This is a genomic window from Paenibacillus sp. Negev47 (assembly GCF_058313655.1).
This window is the reverse complement of the sequence record NZ_CM177754.1, coordinates 4,150,935-4,174,141: the sequence shown is the minus strand read 5'-3', so window position 1 is coordinate 4,174,141 and position 23,207 is coordinate 4,150,935. Positions and strand designations below refer to the sequence as shown.

Genomic DNA, 23,207 nt, shown 5'->3' with positions numbered 1-23,207 from the left:
GGAGGACCAGCAACGACCATGATAACGTATAGAACTTTGACCATTGAAGATGTAAACCATTTGCAGGAAATAGATCGCTCGGAACATATTGATCTCATATATGAAATGAGAGAGAACGGATTGGTTGAGCTAGAACAAGATCATGAGTGTTCAAACTGGGATGCAAAGCTTTTGGAAGAGATTCAAACTCGGTATGTCTATGAACTAGAACAAGGCGGCATGGCATATGGCGCTTTTGCTGGGGATCAATTAATCGGATTTGGAGTACTGGCACATCAATACCGAGGGAAAGAATGTAATCAATTACAGATTGACTTGATGTATGTCTCGCGCTCCTACAGAAGACAAGGTATTGGAAAACATATTCTGAGCCAGTTAAGTGAAGAGGCTAAGAAACGTGGAGCACTGTATCTGTATATTTCCTCCACAGAGACGAGATCGGCGGTATCCTTTTACAGAAGCCAGGGTAGTCAGATTGCAAAAGAGATTGATCAAGAACTCTATGACAAAGAGCCTAAAGATATACATATGATAAAGGAGCTGGGCACATGACAACGGTTGGTATACTCGGAACCATTCATAATCCAGAACTGAGGGAGCAATATCATTGTTCTCTTTCACTTTACAAGGATGTGATTCATGAGTTTAAGCCGGATATTATTTGCGGTGAAGTTCATCCACAGAGCTGGTTGAGGTATCTGGAGGACAAAAATGATAGAGGATACTGGTGGAGCTGATCACAATTACATCTTCCAAGAAGAGCTGATGAAAGAACCCGTTGAATTGCTGTATCCATTACGGTGAAGGAACCGTTGTAGAATTACAAATGAAACTTATTATTTAAGGAGCATTTCATGCGCAAAAAAATACGGAAGATACTCAAGTGCAGCATATTCAGTATGATTTTAATGGTTATAGTAGCTCTGATATTTCCTACATGGACACCCAAAATTAAAGGTGAGAACAGCATCAGCATGTTAGAGCAGGTCGAAATTAACGGTGCAGGACATGAAGTCATGATTAGGGGAGTTGACCGGAGTAACCCTATCCTGATTTTTGTGCATGGTGGGCCTGGATGCTCTGAGATTCCTTACGTTAGGAAGTATCAACAGGAGCTTGAACAAAACTTCACTGTTGTGCATTATGATCAACGTGGGAGCGGAAAGTCCTATCACTTTTCTGAAGATTACTCGAATCTGACGACAGATGTATTAGTAGATGATTTGTTAGCGTTAAGGGATTATGTATCTAAGGAGTTAAATCAAGAGAAGGTTATATTAATCGGTCATTCATTTGGTACATACATCGGGATGAAAGCTGCGGCTAAAGCACCTACTCAGTTTCACGCTTATATAGGCATTGGGCAGATGGCAAATACGCTTCAGAGTGAGCTAGAAAGCTTAGAGTACACGCTAGAACAAGCGAAACAAGCCGGTAATGCAGAGGACGTTAAGAAACTGGAGCTAGTTCGAGGCTCGATTGAGCAAGGAAAGGAACTTACGCCTAGAATTCTTGTGCAAAAGTACGGTGGTGCAGCCAGACTCATCCATGAAAATAGCGATTATATTTCAGGATTCCTTTTCAATCCCGAATATAATGGGCTGGATATGATTCGCTTTTATACAGGGGTTCTGAGTTTACAAGAAATCTTACTGAGAGAAGCATTGGATCAAAATTTACCCGAAATTGTTGATCATCTTGAGATTCCTACCTATTTTGTGATGGGTAAATATGATTATATGACCACTGCGAATGCAGCACGTGATTATTTCGACGGATTCGATGCACCGATCAAAGAATTCGTTGTATTCAACGAGTCGGCGCATTACCCACAGTTTGAGGAGAAAGAAAAATTCGCTGATTGGTTACAAGAGTTATTCTAAGATGCCTTGAGAGGAGCAGATCCTATTGTTAGGTCAATTCATTGAGCTTGAAGAAGAGAGTGATGAGCGTTATCGGTGCTACATTCTGCAAAATACAGTGCAGATATTTAAACATTCCATTCAGGATGAAGATTTAAACGACGTCCGAATATATGTGTCCACAGATATGCAACTAAATTCGATTGCTAATGAAATAGAGTCCTACGTTAAATGGTTTTCAACTTGTGAGACTGTATTTCGAGAATATTATGAGAATGAACTTCATGAAAAGGTACATAAGGATTGGTTTAATGAAATTGAAGTGTACCGTGTAGATATCACATTTAACAGTATAGCGGATTATGGAGCAACAATTGCTTGTGGAGACAATATCCTGCAAGCTCACATCATGATTGTTGATTTTGATAGAGAGCGAATCCAAGCAATCAACTTAAATGGTTAAATGGAGGTTTTTGTAATAAACAGTCAAAAATAAGGATAAAGATAGTGCTTTATTTTCCAAAAATGTGTTATTATGTTGTGGGTAGACGAATATTTCTTTTGTTTGATCGATAGAGAGGAGGGTGTGGATTCTCGTATCATTCAATCTGTATAAATAGATTAACCGCACTGCTTGATGAAAAAATAATAAGATAAGCGGAGGTATGGTTATGTTCAAAAAATGGAAGAAGTTTGGCATCAGTAGCTTGGCGCTTGTATTACTGGCTACGGTAGCCTTTACCGGATGGAGCGCTAAGGCGTCTGCAGCGGACGCTTCGCAAATTGTGGCTGAGATGGGTGCAGGATGGAATCTGGGCAATCAGCTGGAAGCAGCGGTGAACGGCACACCGAATGAAACTGCATGGGGCAATCCTACGGTGACTCCAGAGTTGATCAAAAAGGTGAAAGCAGCAGGCTTCAAGTCCATTCGTATTCCCGTTTCCTATTTGAATAACATTGGAAGCGCTCCCAATTATACAATCAATGCAGCATGGCTGAATCGAATTCAGCAAGTGGTGGATTATGCGTACAATGAAGGCCTGTATGTCATTATCAATATTCATGGCGATGGGTACAATTCAGTCCAAGGTGGATGGCTGCTCGTGAATGGTGGCAATCAGACGGCGATTAAGGAAAAGTATAAAAAGGTGTGGCAGCAGATTGCCACTAAGTTTAGCAACTACAATGACCGTCTTATTTTCGAATCCATGAACGAAGTATTCGATGGTAACTATGGTAACCCGAATTCTGCGTATTACGCTAATCTGAACGCCTATAATCAAATCTTCGTGGATACGGTTCGTCAGACTGGAGGGAACAACAGTGCCAGATGGTTGCTGATTCCGGGCTGGAACACCAATATTGACTTCACTGTTGGTAATTATGGCTTCGCGCTCCCGACAGATAATTTCAGATCCTCCGCCATTCCTAGCTCACAGAAGAGAATCATGATCTCAGCACACTATTACTCTCCATGGGATTTTGCAGGTGAGGAAAACGGTAATATCACGCAATGGGGGGCAACGGCTACGAATCCTTCCAAAAAATCTACTTGGGGACAAGAAGATTATCTGGAATCACAGTTCAAGTCCATGTATGATAAATTTGTGACTCAAGGCTATCCTGTAGTGATTGGTGAGTTCGGTTCCATTGATAAAACGTCCTACGATTCCAGCAACAATGTATATCGTGCTGCATATGCAAAAGCAGTTACAGAAAAAGCGAAGAAATACAAAATGGTTCCTGTTTATTGGGACAATGGACACAATGGTCAACATGGATTTGCATTATTTAACCGTTCGAACAATACTGTGACGCAGCAAAACATCATTAACGCCATCATGCAAGGTATGCAATAATTGACTGTTAAGCTTAATCCATGCAAACCGCGTATTCCTGTAAAAGGGACACGCGGTTTTTTGTGCAGCCTGAAATAATCCAATGAATATTTTTCCAATCAATTTTACATAAGCCATATACAGAATTCATTAAATGCCACAATACCTTTTATATACTTAATTTGCTTGATATAGCGGACTAAAAGGACTAGGTGGTAGACATAATGTTAAAAAAACGTGATTTGCAGGAATGCCATTCACTGTACAGCTTAATGATGGACCCCGCAGTTTTTCCTTACGTTCGTTATGCATGCCAATCGTATGAGGAATATCTATTCCTGACCAAACAATTGATGGCTGAAGAAGAACAAAAAACGGTGATTTCCCGAACGATTTTGAATGAAACTGGCCAGCCCATTGGTACGATTGATCTATATCACATCGAGTATCAAAGAGGATTCTTAGCTACATGGATTGGATCGCCGTATTTTGGGAATGGGTATAGCCAAAAAGCGAAATCAGCCTTCTTTGTTGAATTGTTTCTGGAACATGCGATTGAGACGGTATTTATGAAGATACGCAAGCAAAATGTAAGGTCCAGAAAAGCGGTAGAAAAACTGTCTTATGTGAAATTAGCTAATGATGTCTATCCCGATGTATACCAGTTGATCAATATCAAGGAGCAGATCTATGATCTATATCATGTAGAACGGTCCGCCTTTTTCGAAAATAGTATGGATCTGCACCATGAAGTGGCTACGTAACATATTGTGAGAGCAAACAACAGCGGCGTCAGTGATGACGTCGCTGTTTGCGGTGATGATATTAGAACAGGTCCCTTGATATAAAATGTAGGAATATGGAATAGAGAATCGAAAGACATTAAGTAGAGAAACTCATAAAATAGTGGACGGATCATGAAGGAGGCATGAAATGAATAATATCAACAAGATCTTGGGTGTAGTCCTCATGATTGGTAGTGTGTTTATTTCGACGATGGAGAGAATTGCTATAAGAGTATCCACCGCTATAGTAGAAGCAGGATATGCTTCAAGTGGGACCAACGTACCCCCGTTTGCTCAGACGAATGATAATCCTACAGGGTTACTCGTATATTTCATGTTTTTCGTAGGATTTATGTTATTGGTTGCAGGGTTTCCGGGAAGTTATAAGAAAAATCGTAATCATGCCCATACCAAAGAAGTTTAGCTTTAGGAGGGATGAGAGTGTCCGAACAGGAGCAAGAGTTCACGGGAGGTAATGTGAATCAGGTTGTCAGAATAGGCGAGACGGTTCGCCGGCATGCCCAACCGAATTCATATGTGCATGAACTGCTTTTACATCTCGAAAAAGTTGGTTATGACCATGCTCCTCGATTTCTCGGAACAGATGAACAGGGGAGAGAAGTACTCTCTTACCTTGAAGGAATCGTTCCAGGCAATGACTATCCTGATATAGAAGAGTATATGTGGTCAGACGAATCTTTGATGGGTGTCGCTAAACTGTTGAGAAGTTACCATGATGCGACCGTTGGATTTATAGCCACATCAGAGACAATGAACAAATATCCGGGCATAACTGAAGATGAAGTTGTATGTCATAATGATTTTGCGCCGTATAATGTGGTGTACAAGGACGGCCGTCCTCAAGGGATTATTGATTTTGATATGGCAGGTCCGGGTCCGCGCCTGTGGGATATCGCCTATGCCTTGTATACGTCCGTCCCACTCGCAGATTTCTCACCAAAGATGGATGGAAAGGGTGTTATGCCTTACTCTAGCCTGGCGCATGGATCTATTCGTAACGAACGCATTACATTATTTATGAGCACGTATGGACTGTGTGTGCCGGCAGACCTGAAGGAATGGGTTATATCGCGCATTCGTTTTATGTGTAAAACATTATCTGATCGTGCGGCTGCCGGGGAACATGCTTTTATGAAAATGATAGAAGAAGGTCATCTCGCACACTATCAGAAAGAGCTTATCTTTCTGGAAAAGCATTTTGATGACTGGACTTAATTAAGGAGTGATCCCTTCAATGTATAAACTTAAAACAACAATAACAGACCAAAGCGTTATTGAATTTATTGAACAGATCGAACATGCAAAAAAACAGGAAGACGCCTATCAATTATTGGACATCTTCACGGAGACGACAGGTTATGAAGCTAAAATGTGGGGACCGAGTATTATTGGATTCGGTGCGTACCATTACAAATATGAATCTGGTCACGAAGGGGATGCACCACTAGTGGGCTTCTCACCACGAAAGGCAAAGATCAGTTTGTATTTTGCCACAGGGGATAGCGAGCGGGGAGAACTGCTGAAAGACTTTGGAAAACATACAACAGGGAAAGCATGTGTGTACATCAACAAGGTCGCGGATATTCATGTAGATGTGTTGAAAGCACTAATCGTGCAGTCTGTTGAGTTCCTAAAAGAAACTTATCCGGATCAATAACTCTGCATGCTATCAACAAGTACTGAATCACTGGAGAAATAAACTGCTTCCCTCCATCACCATAAACGTTATAACGCTCAAACAGGCTGTCTTGAAGATCAAGACAACCTGTTTTTTGCTTGCAGTTCTCGTTCAGGAGTGAAGACACTTATACATATGACATATGTGATCCGTACTGTAAATATCCATCGTAAACGTTGATCAGTGCCAGAATCGGTATCCAAACCTAATGTGCTCAGAGTCCTCCTACCGTGTAGCTTCCCCGTACGCCCGAATCTCGATCAACTCCGCATACCTGCTGCCATTAGTGGCATCGATGATTACTCTTATCGTCTGCACATACACAGGTGTAGCCAAGGAATGGATGACTTTTCTTCTGCGGTTTTCCGATACGTTTATAATCTCGATCCACTCCCCAGACGGGGTCAATACTTCCACCCGATAATCGCGCACAAGTTCAGGCATGACGCGGAATGTCGTCTGATGGTGATGCAGATTAACCAGATCCTCGTTCACATCATCATTGAACGTCAAGTGCAGTTCAGCCAAGGTCTGTGGATCTTCCCACGTCAGTTGCACCCACTCGGGTCTGTCAGGCTGCATAGGTTGTGACATCCACTGCTGCGGGCCACCGAAAGGGCGATGGTAGCCGTTGATCGTGTTGTCCGCTGAATAGGCCGTGGTCTCAGAGAGGGTACGACAGCAGAATGGCTGACGTGCCAACCCTTGCATGGACCATAAGACGACAGGCTGATCCGTCGCGTGGTCCTCCAGATTTTTGGAAACATGGTTTTCTTCCGTTTTGAAGAAGATCAGCACCCCGCTGTGTGCTTCTATCGAATGGTAGAGTGAGACGGCTTTATTAGCGCGGATGATAATAAAAGCATTCTGCGGTTCTTCCGGTCTCCATTCGAGCGGAAGGTTCACCCACTGCGCGATTCCCGCCGTAACGTTAACGGTTGCCGTAACTTGTAACGAATGCGGGACGTAATTCTCCTTACGCCCCGTATCCCACAGCTCTACCGTCAGCTCGGTATCGCTGGATGCATCCAGCAGCAGCTCCAGGCCGCTGAGCATTGGATGCACAGGCAGCAGCAGGGCAACATCCGTACCCAGCGGGTACGTCTCGCCAGGCTGCTCCAGAGCGATGCCCGTCAGCGTGCTGGAGGCTGTAGCCTTGGCACGCCGGGCCAGATCCAGCTCATCGTGGCTGCGCACCCCGATGATAGATGCGTCCTGCCGCAGCAATGTCTGCTGCAGCACCGCAAGATGCCTCACGTGCAGCTCGCGCGGCGACACCCCCATGGCCGCGCAGAGCGCCGCGCCCGTACCGGCGGCTTCGCCGATGACCGCGCATGTCGCCATGACGCGGGTTGTGCCGAAGGCGACATGCGATGCGCTGATGTCGCGTCCGGCCATGAGCATATTCCGCACATTGGCGGAATATAACGAGCGGAACGGCACGTGATACACGCCATCGGCATGCATATGCTTCGAGCCGCTCGCTTCGGCGTACATGCCCTGCGGGGGATGCAGGTCAATGGACCAGCCGCCAAAGGCAACGGCATCCGGGAACTCCCGCTGGCTGATAATATCGTTCTGGGTGAGCACATAGTCACCCGTGAAGCGGCGGTACTCCCTTTTGCCAGGCAGCGAACCGATCCACTCCAGCGTCATCTGCTCTGCATCGAACTTGCCGGAGTTCTTGATATAGTCCCAGATTCCATAGATCACGGACCACAGTTCATCACGGATCAGCTCATTGTCATGAACAGTGTCATGTTCACCACCCCACTCAATCCACCAGTAATGACAACCGGAATCCCCGCTGCGAATGACCCGGCGAATCGGAATGCTGGTCTGTGTAATATCCTTTGCAAAAGAAGGCGGGATATAACGGACAGGCGCACCAGCATCCTTGGTATAGAAGAGAAGTGTACTGCCGAGCGTAATCTGATCGGCCACCTCAGGTGCCCATTCTTCACCATACTCGCTGCGGGCTTCCCGGCCGAGTGCGAATTTGGCACCAGCCAGAAAGCCAACAAGTCCATCGCCAGTACAGTCCAGATAGATCTGACTCTCAAATCGGATTTTGCGCTCTGAGCCCATCATCCACCCGGTAACAGAGGTAATCATACGTTCCTCTCCATCCCCAGTGGCCACGACTTCATGGACATCGGTATTCAGGTACAGACGGATGTTGGGTTCAGCTCGAACGGCTTCCAGAATGATTAAGTCCCAGAGATAGGGATTCCCCTCTGGATTACGATACTGATTCTCTACAAACAGTTCTCCCATGATGCCAGTTTCGCGGGCATAGCGGTTAATCCCGTGGGCGGTAGCGCCACAGACCCATACGCGTACTTCGCTGCTGGAATTGCCGCCGAGTACGGGGCGATTCTGTACCAGAGCGACCTGTTGGCCCAGTCGAGCCGCAGATATGGCCGCGCACACGCCAGCTAGCCCGCCTCCGATGACGGTGATATCCGGTTTAACGAGTTCGTTCATATGAACACCTCTCTCATTGAATATGGAGGAGCCTAAGCTCGTATTTCATATCTATAATTTCATATTAGTTCTATATATTTACTTTTCAAATACACTATATTATCATCGAGCATATACTTTATTTCATAACAAAGGCAGGTGTATCATGGACCTCCTTAATCACATCTACTGGAAGAAGAAAGCTGAGTTTGCCTTGGCTGAGGATATCTACGACGCTTGGGTGGTCTTTGCCGTTGAAGAGGGCGTATTTCGTTATGAGATCGGGGGACATACGGGAGAGGCGGGTTTTGCTGATCTGGTGTTGTGTCCGCCCCACGTTCCTTTTCGCAGAGAGACTGTAACTCCGCTGACGTTTCACTATATACAGTTCCGTTGTAACTCCGCAGAGGATGAGGATCTTCTGCCGCCGATCGGAAAATCCCTGATTAATGATACGAAGCGTCTGGCTTCAACGTATGCTTATCTACGACAGATGAGCGAGGACAATGATGAGGCTTCGGCAGGGTGGAAAACCCATCTGATGATGGATTTGTGGCAACTTTATCAATGGGAGCGCAGACAGAGTAGATTAATGGAGCGAAAGTTCACGGAAGACGCTCTGATGACTGAAGCGGCAGTTCTGCTCGAGGAATGGGCAGGAGAGGCGGTCAGTCTCCGAGCATTGGCCCAGCGTCTGGCGTTGAGTCCAGTTCAGCTTACCCGAAGGTTCCGGGAGGCTTTTCAAGAAACACCATCCGATTACCTGAAAGCGATCCGTCTCAAAAAGGCCAAAGCCTTGCTGGCGGACAGCCGTTTAACCCTAACGCAGATTGCGGAGAGATGTGGGTATGAAAACGGATTTTATCTGAGCCGCGTATTCTCGTCCACGGTGGGGATCAGCCCCTCAGAATACCGGAGACGGCATCAAGTATGACGAATAGAACATATCTGTGCACTTCTCTTGAATGCAGGCAACGGATATCACAAATCCATGCAAATCATTCGACTCCGGGTATAAATGGCAGGCAGGTGCTATAATGGGTTCATTAATTGTAGGGGAGCGAGCACTAAGGAATGAAGAAGCCAAACTGGAAAAGTTGGTTGCCACAGCGGCTCAGATACCGCCTGTTCGGCGCGTTTGTGGTGTTGATTCTCTTGCCGTTCAGTGCATTGAATGTCTACAATTATCAGCAGATTGAATCGCTGGTCGAGCAGAAAATCAGTGAGCAGAGTCATGAGCAGCTGGTACAGATGTACCGCTCTTTGGAGGACCAGATGAGCATCGCCTTCAAAACACTCATTTTTCTGGAACAGGATTCTGCGGTAAGAAGTGTGCTGACCTCCCCGGACAATCGTACGCCGCTTGAGAACAAGTCGTTGGTGGAAGAGAAGTTTAAGATGATCAACAACAGTTTCTTCCTATATAATCCTTCCGTGTACTTTACCTTGCTGGATTTTTATGATAGCGTTTACACTTCGTATTTGCCCGAGAAAGCACTGGCGTACGGCCCCTATTTGCAACAATTCAGCGAGCGTCTTGGGGAAATCACGATTTCAAAAGGTGGTGCGGATTCACACCCGCTTCAACCGGAAGAACTTTTTTATCGCTGGGATGCCCGAGATACTAACCATGTGCTGCGGGAGCTATCCTCCAGCCCGTACCTTTTGTCACTGTATGCCTACATGAAAGATAGCGGCGGCAAACGGTATGGACTGGCACGAATTAGCATCGATTATTCCTATTGGTTCCAGACCATGCTGAAGGATTCACAGAGTAGCCAGGAGTATTATCTTATTACAGGTAGTGGGGAGACCATTGCCCGTTCATCCAAAACTGCAGCCCTCTCCCCTGAGGTTACGGCTGAAATAGCTCTCCATCCGGCAGAGGCTTATCTAACCGATCCAGCTTCGGATACGCTGATTAACTACGTGTACATTGAATCACTGGACTGGTATATGGTGAATCGGATTCCGCTCTCGATTCTCTTTACAGAGATATCTGAACTGAAACAGCGTTATTTTCTGACCTTTTTTGGGTTCACAGGAGCATTCGTACTGATGGCTTTTATGATCTCCGCGACGTTCACGCGCCCTTTGTCGCATCTACAGAAACAGATGAAGGAGGTCGTCCGCAAAAACCTCAAGATTCGTATTCCTGAGGGCCACAGCCGTGGAGAAGTGCTGGAACTGACACGTACATTTAATACGATGCTGGACGATGCCAATCAGATGATTGCCAGACTCAAGACGGAGGAACGACAGAAGGAAGCGGTACATTTTCATATGCTCCTGGCTCAGATGAATCCGCACTTTCTCCTGAATACGTTGAATACAATGAAATGGAGTGCGATACGCAGCGGGAATGAGGAGATCTCCGAGATGTGTGTTTCCTTGGGCAAATTACTGGAGGTCAGCCTGAATTCACAGGTCGAATTGGTATATCTGAAGGATGAAATCGAGTTGGTTCAAGCCTACCTTCATATCCAGCGGATTCGTTACCGCGATAGCTTCGAGGTAACTTGTGAATTTGACGATAAGCTGGAGTATGCGCTGGTGCCTAAGCTGAGCTTGCAGCCCCTGGTGGAGAATGCAATTCACCACGGTGTCGGGCCACTGGAGCAGCTTGGGCAGATCCGTATCAGCATTTATAGGCAAGACACAGCAACACTGATGCTGGAGGTGGCAGACAACGGTATCGGAATGGAGGAATCCCGGCGTTTGCAGGTAACCCGGACGCGTCCGGGGATCGGCCTGTCCAACCTCAGGGAACGATTGCGGTTATTGTTCAAAGGTCAGAGTAAACTTGAGGTGATCGATACCAAGCCGGGGACATTAGTGAGGTTCAGCATTCCTTTTTTATTGTCGACGCCTTATGTACAGAAGCGGTCAGACTAGCCGACTGGAGAGGGGAATCTGGAACATGTGGAAAGTATTACTTGTAGAGGATGAGGTATTCGTACGAGAGTCGGTGCGAGAGATCATTTCCTGGGAAGAGCTGGGCTTCACGGTCATCGGAGAATCCGGTAATGGGACCGAAGCGCTGGCAATGATCATACGGGATACACCGGATCTGGTACTGACTGATATTGTCATGCCGGGTATGGATGGTCTTGAATTACTCAAACAGACCCGCCAAGCCGGGTTGAAAACCAAGTTTGTCATGCTCACCTGTATGGGGGAGTTCGAATATGTTCGGCGTGCGATGGAATACGGAGCTTCAAATTATATTCTGAAACTGTCCATGAGTGTGAATTCACTGCGTGATACACTTCGTAAAGTAAGTGAGGAACTGGGAGCATCGGCTGAAGCCCAGACAGAAACAAATCATCATGAAGTGTCGCCTTCTGCACCTCCGCTAATCACATCAACGCCTGTTTCGCCTACCTCTCTTACGGTCTCTTCCGCGACAGCGTCTGAGACTGATCTTCCGTTCACGCTTGTTCGTGAGCCGGTTGTGAAGCACCCGGAAATTAGCAAAATTATCGAGTACATCGGGCAGCATTACGATCAGGACATTACCGTCAAATCCATGTCACGATATGTGATGATGGGAGAGAATTATGTGAGTGCTTTGTTTAAAAAGAAAACCGGGCATACCCTGATTCACTACTTGCATGGGGTGCGTATGGAGAAAGCGGCTGAATACTTGCGTGAGACGGATCTTCCTGTACAGGAGATTGGTTACCGCGTGGGATTCGGAAGCGATAATTATTTCATCAAAATATTCAAGCGTTGGACCGGTTGCACGCCCAGCCAGTATCGCCACCGCTCGTGATTCACCGGATGAGTAGAAGGAATATGTGTACCGAGTGAACAGGCAAGCACAAGTAAATCCGTATTTTTGTTCAATCCGAATCATGGATATGTATCTTATGAACCCAGGAAGGTCCCTGCTACGATGTAACGGAAGGTACATTCACTTCAATTCAGGGAGGTCATGTGACCAGATGAGAGCCAAAAGAGGATTAACGGGATTGATCGTAGGCGTGCTGATGCTGGGATTGCTTGCCGGCTGTGTAGGTAAAAATGAGACCAACGGTGGAGATAACGGAGGTGGAGCGGCAGGGGGAAAAGTGAAGCTCACCATGTGGGGCGCGGTGCCGCCTGAGAATGGTCCACAGGAAGTGGTGGATACCTGGAATGCGGAGAATCCCGATATTCAGGTGGAATATGTACGGTTTGTGAATGACGATGATGGCAACCTGAAGCTGGATACGGCGCTGTCCACCGGGCAAAACGTTGACCTGTACGTCAACTATACCCTCACGAATCTGGACAAACGCATCAAGGGCGGTACAGCACTGGATCTGGGCGAGTTCACCGACTACAACATTGATGAGAAAATGGGTGAAGATGCGGCTTCCTGGAAAGTGGACGGAAAATATTACGGGATGCCGACCAAGAAAAACGCTGCCTTCTTCGCTTTAAATATGAAAGCGCTTGATCAGGCCGGACTGAGTGTACCGACAGCCTGGACATGGGATGAAGCCCGTGAATATGCACTCAAACTGAAGACGGCTGGCTTTAAGTACGGATTGGTACAGCATACCGCTTCCTATGTAGACCCGCTTGATTCCGTTCTGGTGAAGAACGGTTATGTGAAGGCAGACGGCACTTCCAATCTCGATGATCCGCTCGTTACCAAATGGCTGGAGACGTTGAACGGAATGATGAAGGAGGATGCAACAACACCGCCACTCGGTGAGCAGCTGACCTCCAAAATGCCGGTGGAAAACATGTTTCTTGGTGGTGAGTCTGCCATGATCAACATTGGCGAATGGCTGATCCGCACATCGAACAACATAACCGAGTTCCCTCGAGATTGGAAAATCGCCTTTGCCCCTGTACCGAGACTGGCTGCAGAGGAAGCGGATATGGTGAAGAGCGGGGGACTGGGAGACTTTATCGCCATCAATTCCAAGTCGAAAAACAAAGAAGCCGCATGGGAGTTCCTGAAATGGTACGCCGATGGAGGAATGATGCCGATGGCTGCTGGTGGACGTTTGCCTTCCTCCAATGCGGTCGATCAACAGACTGCGATCGATCATCTGCTGGGTGATTATGCCGATTCCTATGACAAGGAGTCTCTGGAATTCGTGTTGTATGGTGATGAGACACCTACGTTTGTCCGCAGCATTGCGCAAGAGGTGGTCGACTTGCGTGCACAGGAGTATGAAAAGTTCTTCCTTGGTAACCAGACTGCCGAAGTTACGGTTCAGAACATGGTCAAACGCCATAATGATTGGCTGAAGCAGAATCAATAGAATGTAAGTGCTACACCAAGAGCGAAGGCCGTCCCTTATGGGACGGCTTTTTCTATATAAGCAATAGAACAATTCCATGTTGTTTCTCTCCCAAAAAGCACTTCCGAAATACATATATCTGTGATATCAGGTACAGGGTTATGTTCCTTAAATGTTAGAGGACATCTTGTTATGCTTAATTCCAGAACAGATGTTAAGGAGTGGGGGAGCATATGCATAAATCCTGGATGAAACGGCAGAGCAGGCTCGGGTATCTGTTTATTGGGCCCAATATGATTGGCGTGCTGTTGTTTTTTATTATACCGGCTGTCTATTCGTTCTATCTCATGTTCACCGATTACAAATTCATGAGCCCGGAGACGAATTTCGTCGGGCTGGATAACATTCGCCGAATGATAAATGATGATCTGTTTGGCGTGGCACTGCGAAATACATTTGTATTTCTGTTAGCAGTTCCGGTATCGATGGGGTTGGCATTTATCGTGGCGGTGGCGCTGAACAAGTCGGTGTATTGGCAAAAAACGCTGCGTGCTCTCTATTTCATGCCTTATATCACCAGCGGCGTTGCCATCGCCTTTGTCTGGATGCTGTTATTCCAGCCTACGTCGGGGCCGATTAACGGTTTCTTGCGCGGGATCGGTATAACGAATCCACCGGGCTGGTTATCGACAACGGAATGGTCCATGGTTGCGATTGATATCATCTGGATCTGGTTCATGCTGGGTTACAACATGATTATTTATCTGGCCGCCTTGCAGGAAATCCCGGAGGAATTGGTTGAGGCTGCACGGATCGATGGAGCCCGTCCTTGGCAGACGATACGCCAAGTGATCTGGCCGCTTGTGAGCCCGACTACCTTTTTGCTGCTGATTACCGGGCTGATTATGACCATTAAGAACTTTGGTATCATTCAAGCGATTACCCAGGGTGGGCCGGGGAACAGTACAACCGTCCTGTCGCTGTTTATCTACCAGAATGCCTTCCGCTACTACGAGATGGGATACGCTGCTGCCATTAGCTGGGCGCTCTTTGCCATCATCATGATCTTCACCGTATTGCAGTGGCTTGGTCAGAAACGTTGGGTTCACTATTAAGGAGGGGAGGGAATCATTATGGAGCAACGAAATACCACGAGCGCGAAGCCCACAGCTCCGCATTCACCTATAGTCCGCATGGAGTCCTTGACCCAGATTCGAAAAATCATATTGACACTTCTGATGTCCGGTTTTGCCTTGCTGATGATTATGCCGTTCATCTGGATGATCAGCACATCGTTCAAATCTCCTGCGGACGTATTCACCTATCCCATCCAGTGGATACCCTCCAGCCTGAACTGGGAGCATCATATCAAGGTCTGGAGCGGAGCGGATACTTTTGCGACATATTATCTGAACTCGTTGAAAATATCACTAATTAGCACGGTCGGAGCTGTATTTCTCTCGGCTTTTGCAGCCTATGGCTTCGCACGGATTCAATTCAAAGGTCGGGAGACATTGTTCCTGATCTATCTCTCGATGATGATGGTGCCTCCGCAGGTGCTCTTTGTACCGAAGTTTCTGATGTTTGAGTGGGTCGGCATATATAACACACATTGGGCATTGATCCTGCCTGGAATGTTCACGATCTTTGGGGTGTTTATGCTGCGGCAATTCTTCCTGTCAGTGCCTTCAGAGATCTCGGAAGCGGCGTTCATCGACGGTGCCGGTCACCTGCGCATTTTCTTCAGGCTGATTCTGCCCCTGGCGAAGCCTGCACTGGCTACACTGGCGATTATTGATTTCTCCTGGCACTGGAATGACTATGAGAATGCACTTGTGTTCCTGATTGACAAAGACCTCTATACCGTGCCGCTCGGACTGCAGAACTTTATTCTGGAGAACAATGTAGACTACAACGGCATGATGGCCGCTGCCACGGCAGGTATTATTCCGATGATCATCGTCTTCCTGGTGGGTCAGCATTATATTATCCAGGGCGTGGCCGGAAGTGCCGTGAAGGGTTGAAGCTGCTGTCACTGTGATCCCATAAAATAACCCTTTTGCTGAACGAAGAAATTTTCGCGGCAGAAGGGTTTTCTATTGAAAAGGAGAGTAACTTATCTTCCGCGATACAATAGTTCAAACATCGTATATAATTAACAATGATATATGACTCTATATGACTACATAACTATCGCGAGGTGCACTAGACTTATGCCAACCATCTATGACTTTACCGTAACCAGAACCAGTGGAGAGCGTTTCCCGCTCTATCAATATGAAGGAAAGCCTGTGCTCATCGTAAACACGGCAAGTAAATGTAAGTATACGCACCAGTTCGATGACATGCAGAAGCTGTATGATCAGTACAAGGATCAAGGGTGCACCCGCTCTACGACTTTTTGAAAAGATCAGGGCCTTTTGCTGGCTTTGATGAGACAGACATACAGGCCAAATTATTGAAATTAATGGTGGCTGAGAAGGCACCGGAATGGTTACATGGAGATGCAATCAAATGGAATTTCACGAAATTCCTCATCGATGCTGAGGGTCATGTGGTCAGACGTTTTGAACCGGTTGACTCCATCGACGAGATTCAGGAGAGCATTAAACAGCTTCTATAATTCATTTTATATATATCCTAAAGGGTCATGACACGAATCGTTTCCCTCTCCCGAACAGGAGGTGCATGGATGTGCCAAGCATGATGCAATTTAGTGCTTCACTGGAGTATAGTTACCGTTCCACCAGCACGTTTAACCCGGGCAAGTCAGATGGATTCCATTCACATCCGCATTATGAGATATATTATTTTCATGATGGAGAATGTACTTATATCATAGGAGACCGGGTATATAACCTGGAGCCGGGTGATCTGGTGCTGATGCATGGCTTGACTCTTCATCGACCGCATCCGAAACCCGGCAGTGCTTATGAGCGAAGCACATTGCATTTTGATCCGTCTGCCATTCGCAGCAGCCTGCATCCGGATCGCATGGTTGAGGTGCTGAAGCCGTTTGAAGAACTCAGAAATTGCCGGGTCAATCTGGCGGGAGATACCCGCTCTGAATTCGAAGCGCTATTACACGATCTCCATCGTCTGTCTCAGAGTCAGACCCGTTTCAGACAGGAGCGCATGAATGTCCGGCTGTGTGACCTGTTGTATTTTGTAGCAGAGATCTGCCAAGGCGATGTTGAAGAACACCTTCCATCATCGGAGAGGGAGCGGCATGTGCAGCACATTATCCGTTATGTCGATACCCACTATATGAAAGACATTGGTCTGGATGATTTGGCACGGGAATTGCATTTGTCCAAACCATATTTGGCAGGTATGTTCAAGGAAATGACAGGTTTGACGATATTCAAATATCTCTATGACCGTCGCATCAATCAGGCAAAGTTGTTGTTTCAGTTTCAACCTGAGATCACGGTGACAGAAGCAAGTCGATTGTCCGGGTTCAAACGGCTTTCCCATTTTAGCCGGATATTCAAGCAAAGTGTAGGATGTTCGCCCGACCTGTATCGTACCCGATTGCATGGTCAGTCATAGAAGTCTTCTTGAAGCCGACCAGCTTGTCTGGTTGGCTTTTTGTTTTTCTTTCATGAATGCACATCACCGTGTTTAGAAGATAGGCAGAACAGGTAAAGAAAGGGTAATGAAATCAGAGGAGGCGATCATGAATGAAAGAGCGCACACCGGATCAGAATAACAACGATAACGATACAAAACGTTTCCATGACAATCCCGAGCAGTATCAAACAGAGAAGAAAAGTTTGCTTGACATGCATGAGGAAGAACAGACCGTAGACCCGATTCCAATGGAAGACCTAAACATGGAAGCACAGGAAGAGAAGAATAAGGATCAGACGAAGAGTAACTCGTCTACGGAAGAAAAATACCGGGCTGATTATCGCAAAAAGACGAACGAAGAATAATCCCATTAAAGTTTTGAATCAAAAAGTTCAAGTGTTATCGATGAATGTGTGCTTGGTGAAAATAAATTAGTTTGTTGACTAATGTATGTTACTATATTATAGTTACTATGTTGGCGAATGAAAAAGACTATTTTGGGAGGCGAATAAGAATGACTACTTTTTTTGATGCGTTGAAAAACAGAAGATCTTATTATGGAATCAGCAAGGAATCTACAATTTCGGATGCTAAGATCCAGGAAATCGTAGAAGAAGCGGTGAAATACACACCAACTTCCTTCAACTCACAAACATCCCGTGCTGTTGTATTGCTCGGTGAACAACATGATAAATTGTGGAATCACACAGAAGAAATTTTACGTGAAGTGGTAGGCAATGAAGAAGCCTTCAAATCCACAGCAGAGAAAATGACTGGATTCCGCAGCGGATATGGTACGGTTCTCTTCTTCGAAGACAACAATGTAATCGCACAGCTTCAACAGAATTTTGCAGCTTATGCGGATAACTTCCCGATCTGGGCGAACCAATCCAACGGCATGTTGCAACTGGTGATCTGGACTGCTCTGGAACAAGAAGGTCTGGGTGCATCTTTGCAGCACTACAATCCATTGATTGACGAGAAGGTTAAACAAGAATGGAACATTCCTGAGAACTGGAGATTGATCGCTCAGATGCCATTTGGTAAACCAACGGCAACACCGGGTGAGAAAGAATTCCAACCGATTGAAGAGCGCGTAAAAGTACACAAGTAAGCTTCGCATTTCCCAACATTTAACCACATACGGCCTCGCTTCAATTTGATACGATGATAGTTGATCGTAATCCAATGAAGCGAGGCTTTTTGATGTGAATAATAGATTAAAAGACATAACGAACCAACGCAAGTGGAAAATGGCTTTATGCGGGGTATTAGCACTTGGATCGGTGGCTGGATATAGTAATACCGTTCAAGCTGCAACCGTACAGCAACAGTTTCAGGATACGCATACGAGTTATGCGAAGGATGCCATTACGCATCTGGTGGACAAAGGTATTGCTGCCGGTACGTCAGAGACTACCTTTGAACCGAAGAAGGCCGTTACTCGTGCAGAGTTTGCAACGTTTGCGGTGAGATTGCTAGGTTTGAAGCCCGTTAAAAATAACATTAATCCCTATCAGGATATAAGCATGAATGCTTGGTATTACGGCAACGTTGCCGCCATGACGAATCTTTTTATTCTGGAGGGTAAAGGTCAGGGAACGTTCCAGCCTAATGCTTCCATTACGCGCGAAGAAGCGGCTGCCCTTCTTGTTCGCATGTTAAAACAACAACCCGTAGAGACGTCGCTCTTATCTTCAACATATTTCGACGCTGCGGATATCTCGGACTGGGCACGCCCTTATGTACAGACGGTATATCAACTAGGACTGATGCGAGGCAGTGGAGGCGTGTTCCGACCGCATGACCAGGTAACGCGAGAAGAAGCAGCCGTCATGCTCGATGCCATTTTACAAAAGAAAACATGGTCTGAGCAGTTACGGCGTTCGGATGAACTCGGCGTCCAGCTGGGTTGGCAATATAACTCCACGACGGCTGAATTCAAGAAGCAAGTGGAACAGTCTGAAGTGAATACGCTTGTCCCGCGCTGGTTTTTCCTGAATAGCAGTATGAAAGTAACAGATCACGCGGACCCGGCATTAATATCCTGGGCATCCGCTACCAACAGACAACTATGGCCATTGCTTGGCAATCGTTCAGATTCGGCACTTACCCATCAGATGTTATCGAGTTCAGTCAACCGAGCAGCAGTGATCTCACAGGTAGCCACCTATGTCAAAACCTATAAACTGGACGGCATTAACGTGGACTTCGAGAATGTCGATCCTGTGGATCGTGAAGGGTTAACAGCATTTGTCACCTCCTTGACGGCTACATTGCACGCACTGGGTGCAGTTGTGTCTGTGGATGTATCGCCAGACCTCGGTACAGATTGGACGGATGCATTTGATTATGCCAAACTGGGTGCGGTATCGGATTATATGGTGTTGATGGGATATGAGGAACACTGGAATGGTGATCCAAAAGCAGGATCGGTGGCCTCGCTTCCATGGGTGGAAAAGGCGCTGGATACCATGCTCTCCGAAGTAGTACGTGCCAAAACAATTTTGGCCCTTCCATTATATACACGAGACTGGTCTTCAGTGAATCCGGCAACCAGTTCTTGGGACATTACACTGGCAGAACAGGGAACCCGCGCGCATGCCACGGGATCTGTAAGACGTTGGGATGCAAGTCTGGCTCAATATATTATTGGTTACAACAGTAACGGTACACCAAGATATATATGGGCAGAGGATAGTCGTTCTTTATCAGCCAAAGTGTTAATGAGTGAGCAGCGGCAAATTGCTGGACTGGCTTATTGGTATATGGGTGGTGAAACAGCTGATGTATGGAACGCCATTTCGAATGCATCACGATTTGAATCGTATAACTTCTAAGCAATCATGAATTTTATAGGCCCAAACTCACCGTGATTCAGGCGGATGGTTTGGGTCTTTTTATTTTGGTATAAGATAAGGAGGACGAGGACGCGTTTAAGCTTGACTGAACGGTTTAATGTATAGAAGGACAAATTGTTTACCTAAAATAGATAAATGGAAGTTCAGGAGGAGAAGGAGCATGCGAGAGGTTGATTGCATAATAGTAGGTGGAGGGCTCGCAGGGCTTCAGGCGGCCATTCAGCTTGGGCGTTATTCGGCCCATCAGGTCTTGGTGATTGATGCGGGAGAGGGCAGATCGACATTGTGTCGGTCGTATCATAATATACTCGGTTTCCCTGATGGGGTGTCCGGCGAAGAACTCCGTGCCCGAGGTAGGATGCAGGCAGAGCGAACCGGTGTAGCTTTTGAGAAAGACCGTATCGTTAAAGCAGGACGTCATGGTGAGAAGATTCAATTATTTGGTACTTCCGGATCTGAATATAGGAGCAAAACGGTGCTTCTGGCAACGGGTCTTACGGATCGAGTTCCGGATATTCCAGGATTAACCCCGACGTTGGGTCGTACAGTCTATGTATGTCCTGATTGTGACGGCTATGAGATTCAGGATCAGCGGACAGTTCTGTTGGGATCTGGTGAAGCAGGGGCCAATATGGCGATGATTTTAATTCAGCGTACGAATGATTTGTTATATATCAACCATGAGCAGGCCCCCATATCTGCTGAACTTCATCGCAGCATGAAAGAGGCGGGCGTTCGTTATCTGGAAGCGGCGGTCCAGGAAGTGCAGCAGATTGAGGACGGCCATATCACCGGTGTTCTGACCGATGATGGGCAGATCTTTGAGTCGGAGCGTGGGTTTATCGCTTTTGGAGGCAACCGGGTGCACTATGAATTGGCAGAGCAGCTTGGAGCTGTGATCGCAGATAATAAACATGTAGAAGCCAATCCGCGCAGCTTGCAGGCAGCGACGAATGTATGGATTGCTGGGGATCTGGGTCTGCATGCAGAACAAGCAACCGTTGCGATGGGTGAAGGTTCCATTGCCGCGATCTGGATTCATAAGGCGTTACAGCAGATGACAAAGGATTCGCTTTGAAAATCACTCCAGATATGAGGTTGATTATTCAATTGTTCATTACCAAAAAGTCCTCCCAAGCCATACGTATGGCAGGAGGACTTTTTAAGCTATCTTTTGCTATGGAGAAAAGGATCGTGCTTATTTACTCGATGAATCCGTTGACTTGGAAGAAGGCGTCTCGTCCTTCGAGTCATGTGAGAAATCTTTGCGAATATTATCCACGATATCGCCTACCACACCTTCAATCATATCGGTTGGCCCAGGATTTTGCTTGTCTGGATGGATCACCGTGTTCACGCCTGGTTCAAGTTCATCGTTTGTTTTCTCATGTTTGGTTTTGTCGCTCATGGGAAATCCCTCCTTGTTCCGTAATGTACAGGTGTTTCTTAAGATGTCCAAACACCATTACGTATATGTAAACGATTAACCGCTGGAGTTCATTTGAAACGTGATGCACAAAGATCAATACGCTTACAGGATAGAAATGGACTGATTAAACTTAAGTGAGGAGTTTATATTATAGATAACCGGTTAATGTTAAGTATGTTGTATTAATCCAATGAACAACTATTCTCAAGGAGGTTATTCAGATGAATGAACAAAATCACGTAATCCGTAAAGATGGCCAAGTTTCTACTGACAAGGTGGACAATGCAATTGAGAAGATTGCGCCGGAAGAAAGAGAACAGATTTTACAGAACTTTGACGCATTCAAAGAGTACCTGGGTAAGCGAATTGCGATGGGAGAATCCATTGGACTAAGCGAGGAGCAGATGGCTAAAATCGCTGAGAAAGTAGCGGATTATCTCGCAGCTCGGGAGGAACCTCGCAATCGTGAAGAGAAGTTGCTTCAGGAGCTATGGAATGTAGGTAAGGAAGAAGAACGTCATATGCTGGCTCATATGCTCGTTCGTTTGGCGCAAGGCTCTACAACCAATCATTAAGATGAGCATCTATGCATAAGATACATTGACAAGCATAAGAATCGTATATATGTATTGAACCCCTGAATGGAGAAGACATCAGGGGTTCTTTTACCGTTTAAGAAGACTACAGACTGGAGTGGTGACGCGCATTGTAACTATTTTTAATCTGGCTGATACTTTTATAGTCTCTGTTGCAAGTATGATAAGAAAAGAAAGAACGTTGGAATCAATAGTTCAGATGAGCGTTTGAGAAGGAAGACTTCCGGTTAAGGAATAGTAACGTTCATATTAAGGAGAGATGTTACCTATGAAGAACGCGGCAAAACAATGGAAACTACGAATGATCGGTGCAGTTGTTGCTTTACTTGGTATCATTGTGCTGACTACATATTTACTTACCCCTGCGAATGCTCAAGGTAGTACGGACGTTCAACAACCTACTGCGAAAGAAGCTCAGGTTGCCAACTCTGAGATGTTTACAGCCTATGTGGAAGGTTTGCACCAAGAGAATGGCAAGTTGGTTATGACAGTGGACAAGATTGGCTGGTATCAAGGTGAAGAAGCTGATGCGATTTTTGCACAGCGCAATCCGGAAGCAGGTATAGACGGTGCACCAGATGGCTACTATATTGTCAATGACAGTAAAGAGCAGGAACAGGTTGAAGTTAGTGCCAATGCTGAAGTATTGATGCAGTTATATGATCGGGATGGTACGATGCTGGGCGCAGACATTCAGTGGAATGAACCTGTGACATTATCCAAGTTCGAAACGTTGTATGAGAATACCCGTATTCTAGACCTGTCCGTATTCCCATATCATCTGACGGTGCAGGACGGAAAAGTCACCAAAATTGTGCAGCAATACATCCCATAAAAATGAGATGAAATTCATCA

General features: G+C 46.2%; 26 protein-coding genes. 24 read left to right on the top strand and 2 right to left on the bottom strand.

Annotated features, from left to right (window positions below; genetic code table 11):
• Nucleotides 1-18 precede the first annotated feature (18 nt).
• The 9 genes from AC4G47_RS18540 to AC4G47_RS18500 all read left to right on the top strand — a co-directional run bounded on the left by AC4G47_RS18540 (nucleotide 19) and on the right by AC4G47_RS18500 (nucleotide 6,163).
• On the top strand, nucleotides 19-552 hold the full coding sequence (locus AC4G47_RS18540) for a GNAT family N-acetyltransferase (protein ID WP_491102162.1): 534 nt from the start codon (nucleotides 19-21) through the stop codon (nucleotides 550-552).
• Complete coding sequence (locus tag AC4G47_RS18535) at nucleotides 549-737, top strand: hypothetical protein (protein WP_491102161.1); 189 nt, start codon at nucleotides 549-551, stop codon at nucleotides 735-737. Before AC4G47_RS18540 ends, AC4G47_RS18535 begins: the two co-directional genes overlap by 4 nt.
• Before the next feature lie 117 nt (nucleotides 738-854).
• Nucleotides 855-1,883, top strand: a complete 1,029-nt coding sequence (locus tag AC4G47_RS18530) for an alpha/beta fold hydrolase (RefSeq protein WP_491102160.1) — start codon at nucleotides 855-857, stop codon at nucleotides 1,881-1,883.
• Nucleotides 1,884-1,908: 25 nt separating this feature from the next.
• Nucleotides 1,909-2,325 carry a hypothetical protein gene (locus AC4G47_RS18525; RefSeq protein ID WP_491102159.1) on the top strand — a complete coding sequence of 139 codons (417 nt, stop codon included), beginning with the start codon at nucleotides 1,909-1,911 and terminating at the stop codon, nucleotides 2,323-2,325.
• A 208-nt stretch (nucleotides 2,326-2,533) separates the two neighbouring features.
• Nucleotides 2,534-3,721, top strand: coding sequence for a glycoside hydrolase family 5 protein (locus AC4G47_RS18520; protein WP_491102158.1), 1,188 nt, complete (start codon nucleotides 2,534-2,536; stop codon nucleotides 3,719-3,721).
• A gap of 203 nt (nucleotides 3,722-3,924) precedes the next feature.
• A complete protein-coding gene (locus tag AC4G47_RS18515) occupies nucleotides 3,925-4,464 on the top strand; it encodes a GNAT family N-acetyltransferase (protein ID WP_491102157.1) in 540 nt (179 codons plus the stop codon).
• A gap of 169 nt (nucleotides 4,465-4,633) precedes the next feature.
• On the top strand, nucleotides 4,634-4,909 hold the full coding sequence (locus tag AC4G47_RS18510) for a hypothetical protein (protein WP_491102156.1): 276 nt from the start codon (nucleotides 4,634-4,636) through the stop codon (nucleotides 4,907-4,909).
• Between the two features lie 17 nt (nucleotides 4,910-4,926).
• Nucleotides 4,927-5,721: an aminoglycoside phosphotransferase family protein gene (locus AC4G47_RS18505; RefSeq protein WP_491102155.1), complete on the top strand. Its 795-nt coding sequence runs from the start codon at nucleotides 4,927-4,929 to the stop codon at nucleotides 5,719-5,721.
• A 19-nt stretch (nucleotides 5,722-5,740) separates the two neighbouring features.
• On the top strand, nucleotides 5,741-6,163 hold the full coding sequence (locus AC4G47_RS18500; RefSeq protein WP_491102154.1) for a DUF1801 domain-containing protein: 423 nt from the start codon (nucleotides 5,741-5,743) through the stop codon (nucleotides 6,161-6,163).
• Nucleotides 6,164-6,409: 246 nt separating this feature from the next.
• Here AC4G47_RS18500 and AC4G47_RS18495 read toward each other — a convergent pair whose 3' ends face one another.
• On the bottom strand, nucleotides 6,410-8,671 hold the full coding sequence (locus AC4G47_RS18495) for an FAD-dependent oxidoreductase (protein WP_491102153.1): 2,262 nt from the start codon (nucleotides 8,669-8,671) through the stop codon (nucleotides 6,410-6,412).
• A gap of 145 nt (nucleotides 8,672-8,816) precedes the next feature.
• On the opposite strand from AC4G47_RS18495, the gene AC4G47_RS18490 reads away from it, so the two are divergent.
• From AC4G47_RS18490 to AC4G47_RS18430, 13 genes are all read left to right on the top strand, one after another.
• Nucleotides 8,817-9,584, top strand: coding sequence for a helix-turn-helix domain-containing protein (locus AC4G47_RS18490; protein WP_491102152.1), 768 nt, complete (start codon nucleotides 8,817-8,819; stop codon nucleotides 9,582-9,584).
• 140 nt (nucleotides 9,585-9,724) lie between these two features.
• Nucleotides 9,725-11,545 (top strand): sensor histidine kinase, encoded by a 1,821-nt coding sequence (locus AC4G47_RS18485; RefSeq protein WP_491102151.1) that lies wholly within the window; start codon nucleotides 9,725-9,727, stop codon nucleotides 11,543-11,545.
• Nucleotides 11,546-11,570: 25 nt separating this feature from the next.
• Nucleotides 11,571-12,425: a response regulator transcription factor gene (locus tag AC4G47_RS18480; RefSeq protein WP_491102150.1), complete on the top strand. Its 855-nt coding sequence runs from the start codon at nucleotides 11,571-11,573 to the stop codon at nucleotides 12,423-12,425.
• 172 nt (nucleotides 12,426-12,597) lie between these two features.
• Nucleotides 12,598-13,914, top strand: coding sequence for an ABC transporter substrate-binding protein (locus tag AC4G47_RS18475; protein ID WP_491102149.1), 1,317 nt, complete (start codon nucleotides 12,598-12,600; stop codon nucleotides 13,912-13,914).
• Between the two features lie 212 nt (nucleotides 13,915-14,126).
• A complete protein-coding gene (locus AC4G47_RS18470; protein ID WP_491102148.1) occupies nucleotides 14,127-15,008 on the top strand; it encodes a carbohydrate ABC transporter permease in 882 nt (293 codons plus the stop codon).
• 78 nt (nucleotides 15,009-15,086) lie between these two features.
• Nucleotides 15,087-15,917: a carbohydrate ABC transporter permease gene (locus AC4G47_RS18465; RefSeq protein ID WP_076249967.1), complete on the top strand. Its 831-nt coding sequence runs from the start codon at nucleotides 15,087-15,089 to the stop codon at nucleotides 15,915-15,917.
• Between the two features lie 189 nt (nucleotides 15,918-16,106).
• Entirely contained in the window at nucleotides 16,107-16,298 is a 192-nt protein-coding gene (locus AC4G47_RS18460) for a redoxin domain-containing protein (protein WP_491102147.1), read from the top strand.
• A 53-nt stretch (nucleotides 16,299-16,351) separates the two neighbouring features.
• Nucleotides 16,352-16,516, top strand: coding sequence for a hypothetical protein (locus AC4G47_RS18455; protein WP_491102146.1), 165 nt, complete (start codon nucleotides 16,352-16,354; stop codon nucleotides 16,514-16,516).
• A gap of 80 nt (nucleotides 16,517-16,596) precedes the next feature.
• A complete protein-coding gene (locus AC4G47_RS18450) occupies nucleotides 16,597-17,445 on the top strand; it encodes an AraC family transcriptional regulator (protein WP_491106738.1) in 849 nt (282 codons plus the stop codon).
• 131 nt (nucleotides 17,446-17,576) lie between these two features.
• Entirely contained in the window at nucleotides 17,577-17,831 is a 255-nt protein-coding gene (locus tag AC4G47_RS18445; RefSeq protein WP_491102145.1) for a YczO family protein, read from the top strand.
• Between the two features lie 149 nt (nucleotides 17,832-17,980).
• A complete protein-coding gene (locus AC4G47_RS18440; protein WP_062833966.1) occupies nucleotides 17,981-18,580 on the top strand; it encodes a nitroreductase family protein in 600 nt (199 codons plus the stop codon).
• Nucleotides 18,581-18,674: 94 nt separating this feature from the next.
• Nucleotides 18,675-20,306: an S-layer homology domain-containing protein gene (locus AC4G47_RS18435; protein WP_491102144.1), complete on the top strand. Its 1,632-nt coding sequence runs from the start codon at nucleotides 18,675-18,677 to the stop codon at nucleotides 20,304-20,306.
• Nucleotides 20,307-20,487: 181 nt separating this feature from the next.
• On the top strand, nucleotides 20,488-21,405 hold the full coding sequence (locus AC4G47_RS18430) for an NAD(P)/FAD-dependent oxidoreductase (protein WP_491102143.1): 918 nt from the start codon (nucleotides 20,488-20,490) through the stop codon (nucleotides 21,403-21,405).
• Between the two features lie 120 nt (nucleotides 21,406-21,525).
• Here AC4G47_RS18430 and AC4G47_RS18425 read toward each other — a convergent pair whose 3' ends face one another.
• Entirely contained in the window at nucleotides 21,526-21,735 is a 210-nt protein-coding gene (locus AC4G47_RS18425) for a hypothetical protein (RefSeq protein WP_491102142.1), read from the bottom strand.
• A 242-nt stretch (nucleotides 21,736-21,977) separates the two neighbouring features.
• On the opposite strand from AC4G47_RS18425, the gene AC4G47_RS18420 reads away from it, so the two are divergent.
• Together AC4G47_RS18420 and AC4G47_RS18415 are read left to right on the top strand one after the other, a co-directional pair.
• Complete coding sequence (locus AC4G47_RS18420; RefSeq protein WP_491102141.1) at nucleotides 21,978-22,331, top strand: DUF3243 domain-containing protein; 354 nt, start codon at nucleotides 21,978-21,980, stop codon at nucleotides 22,329-22,331.
• Nucleotides 22,332-22,620: 289 nt separating this feature from the next.
• On the top strand, nucleotides 22,621-23,187 hold the full coding sequence (locus AC4G47_RS18415; RefSeq protein ID WP_491102140.1) for a hypothetical protein: 567 nt from the start codon (nucleotides 22,621-22,623) through the stop codon (nucleotides 23,185-23,187).
• Nucleotides 23,188-23,207: the final 20 nt, after the last annotated feature.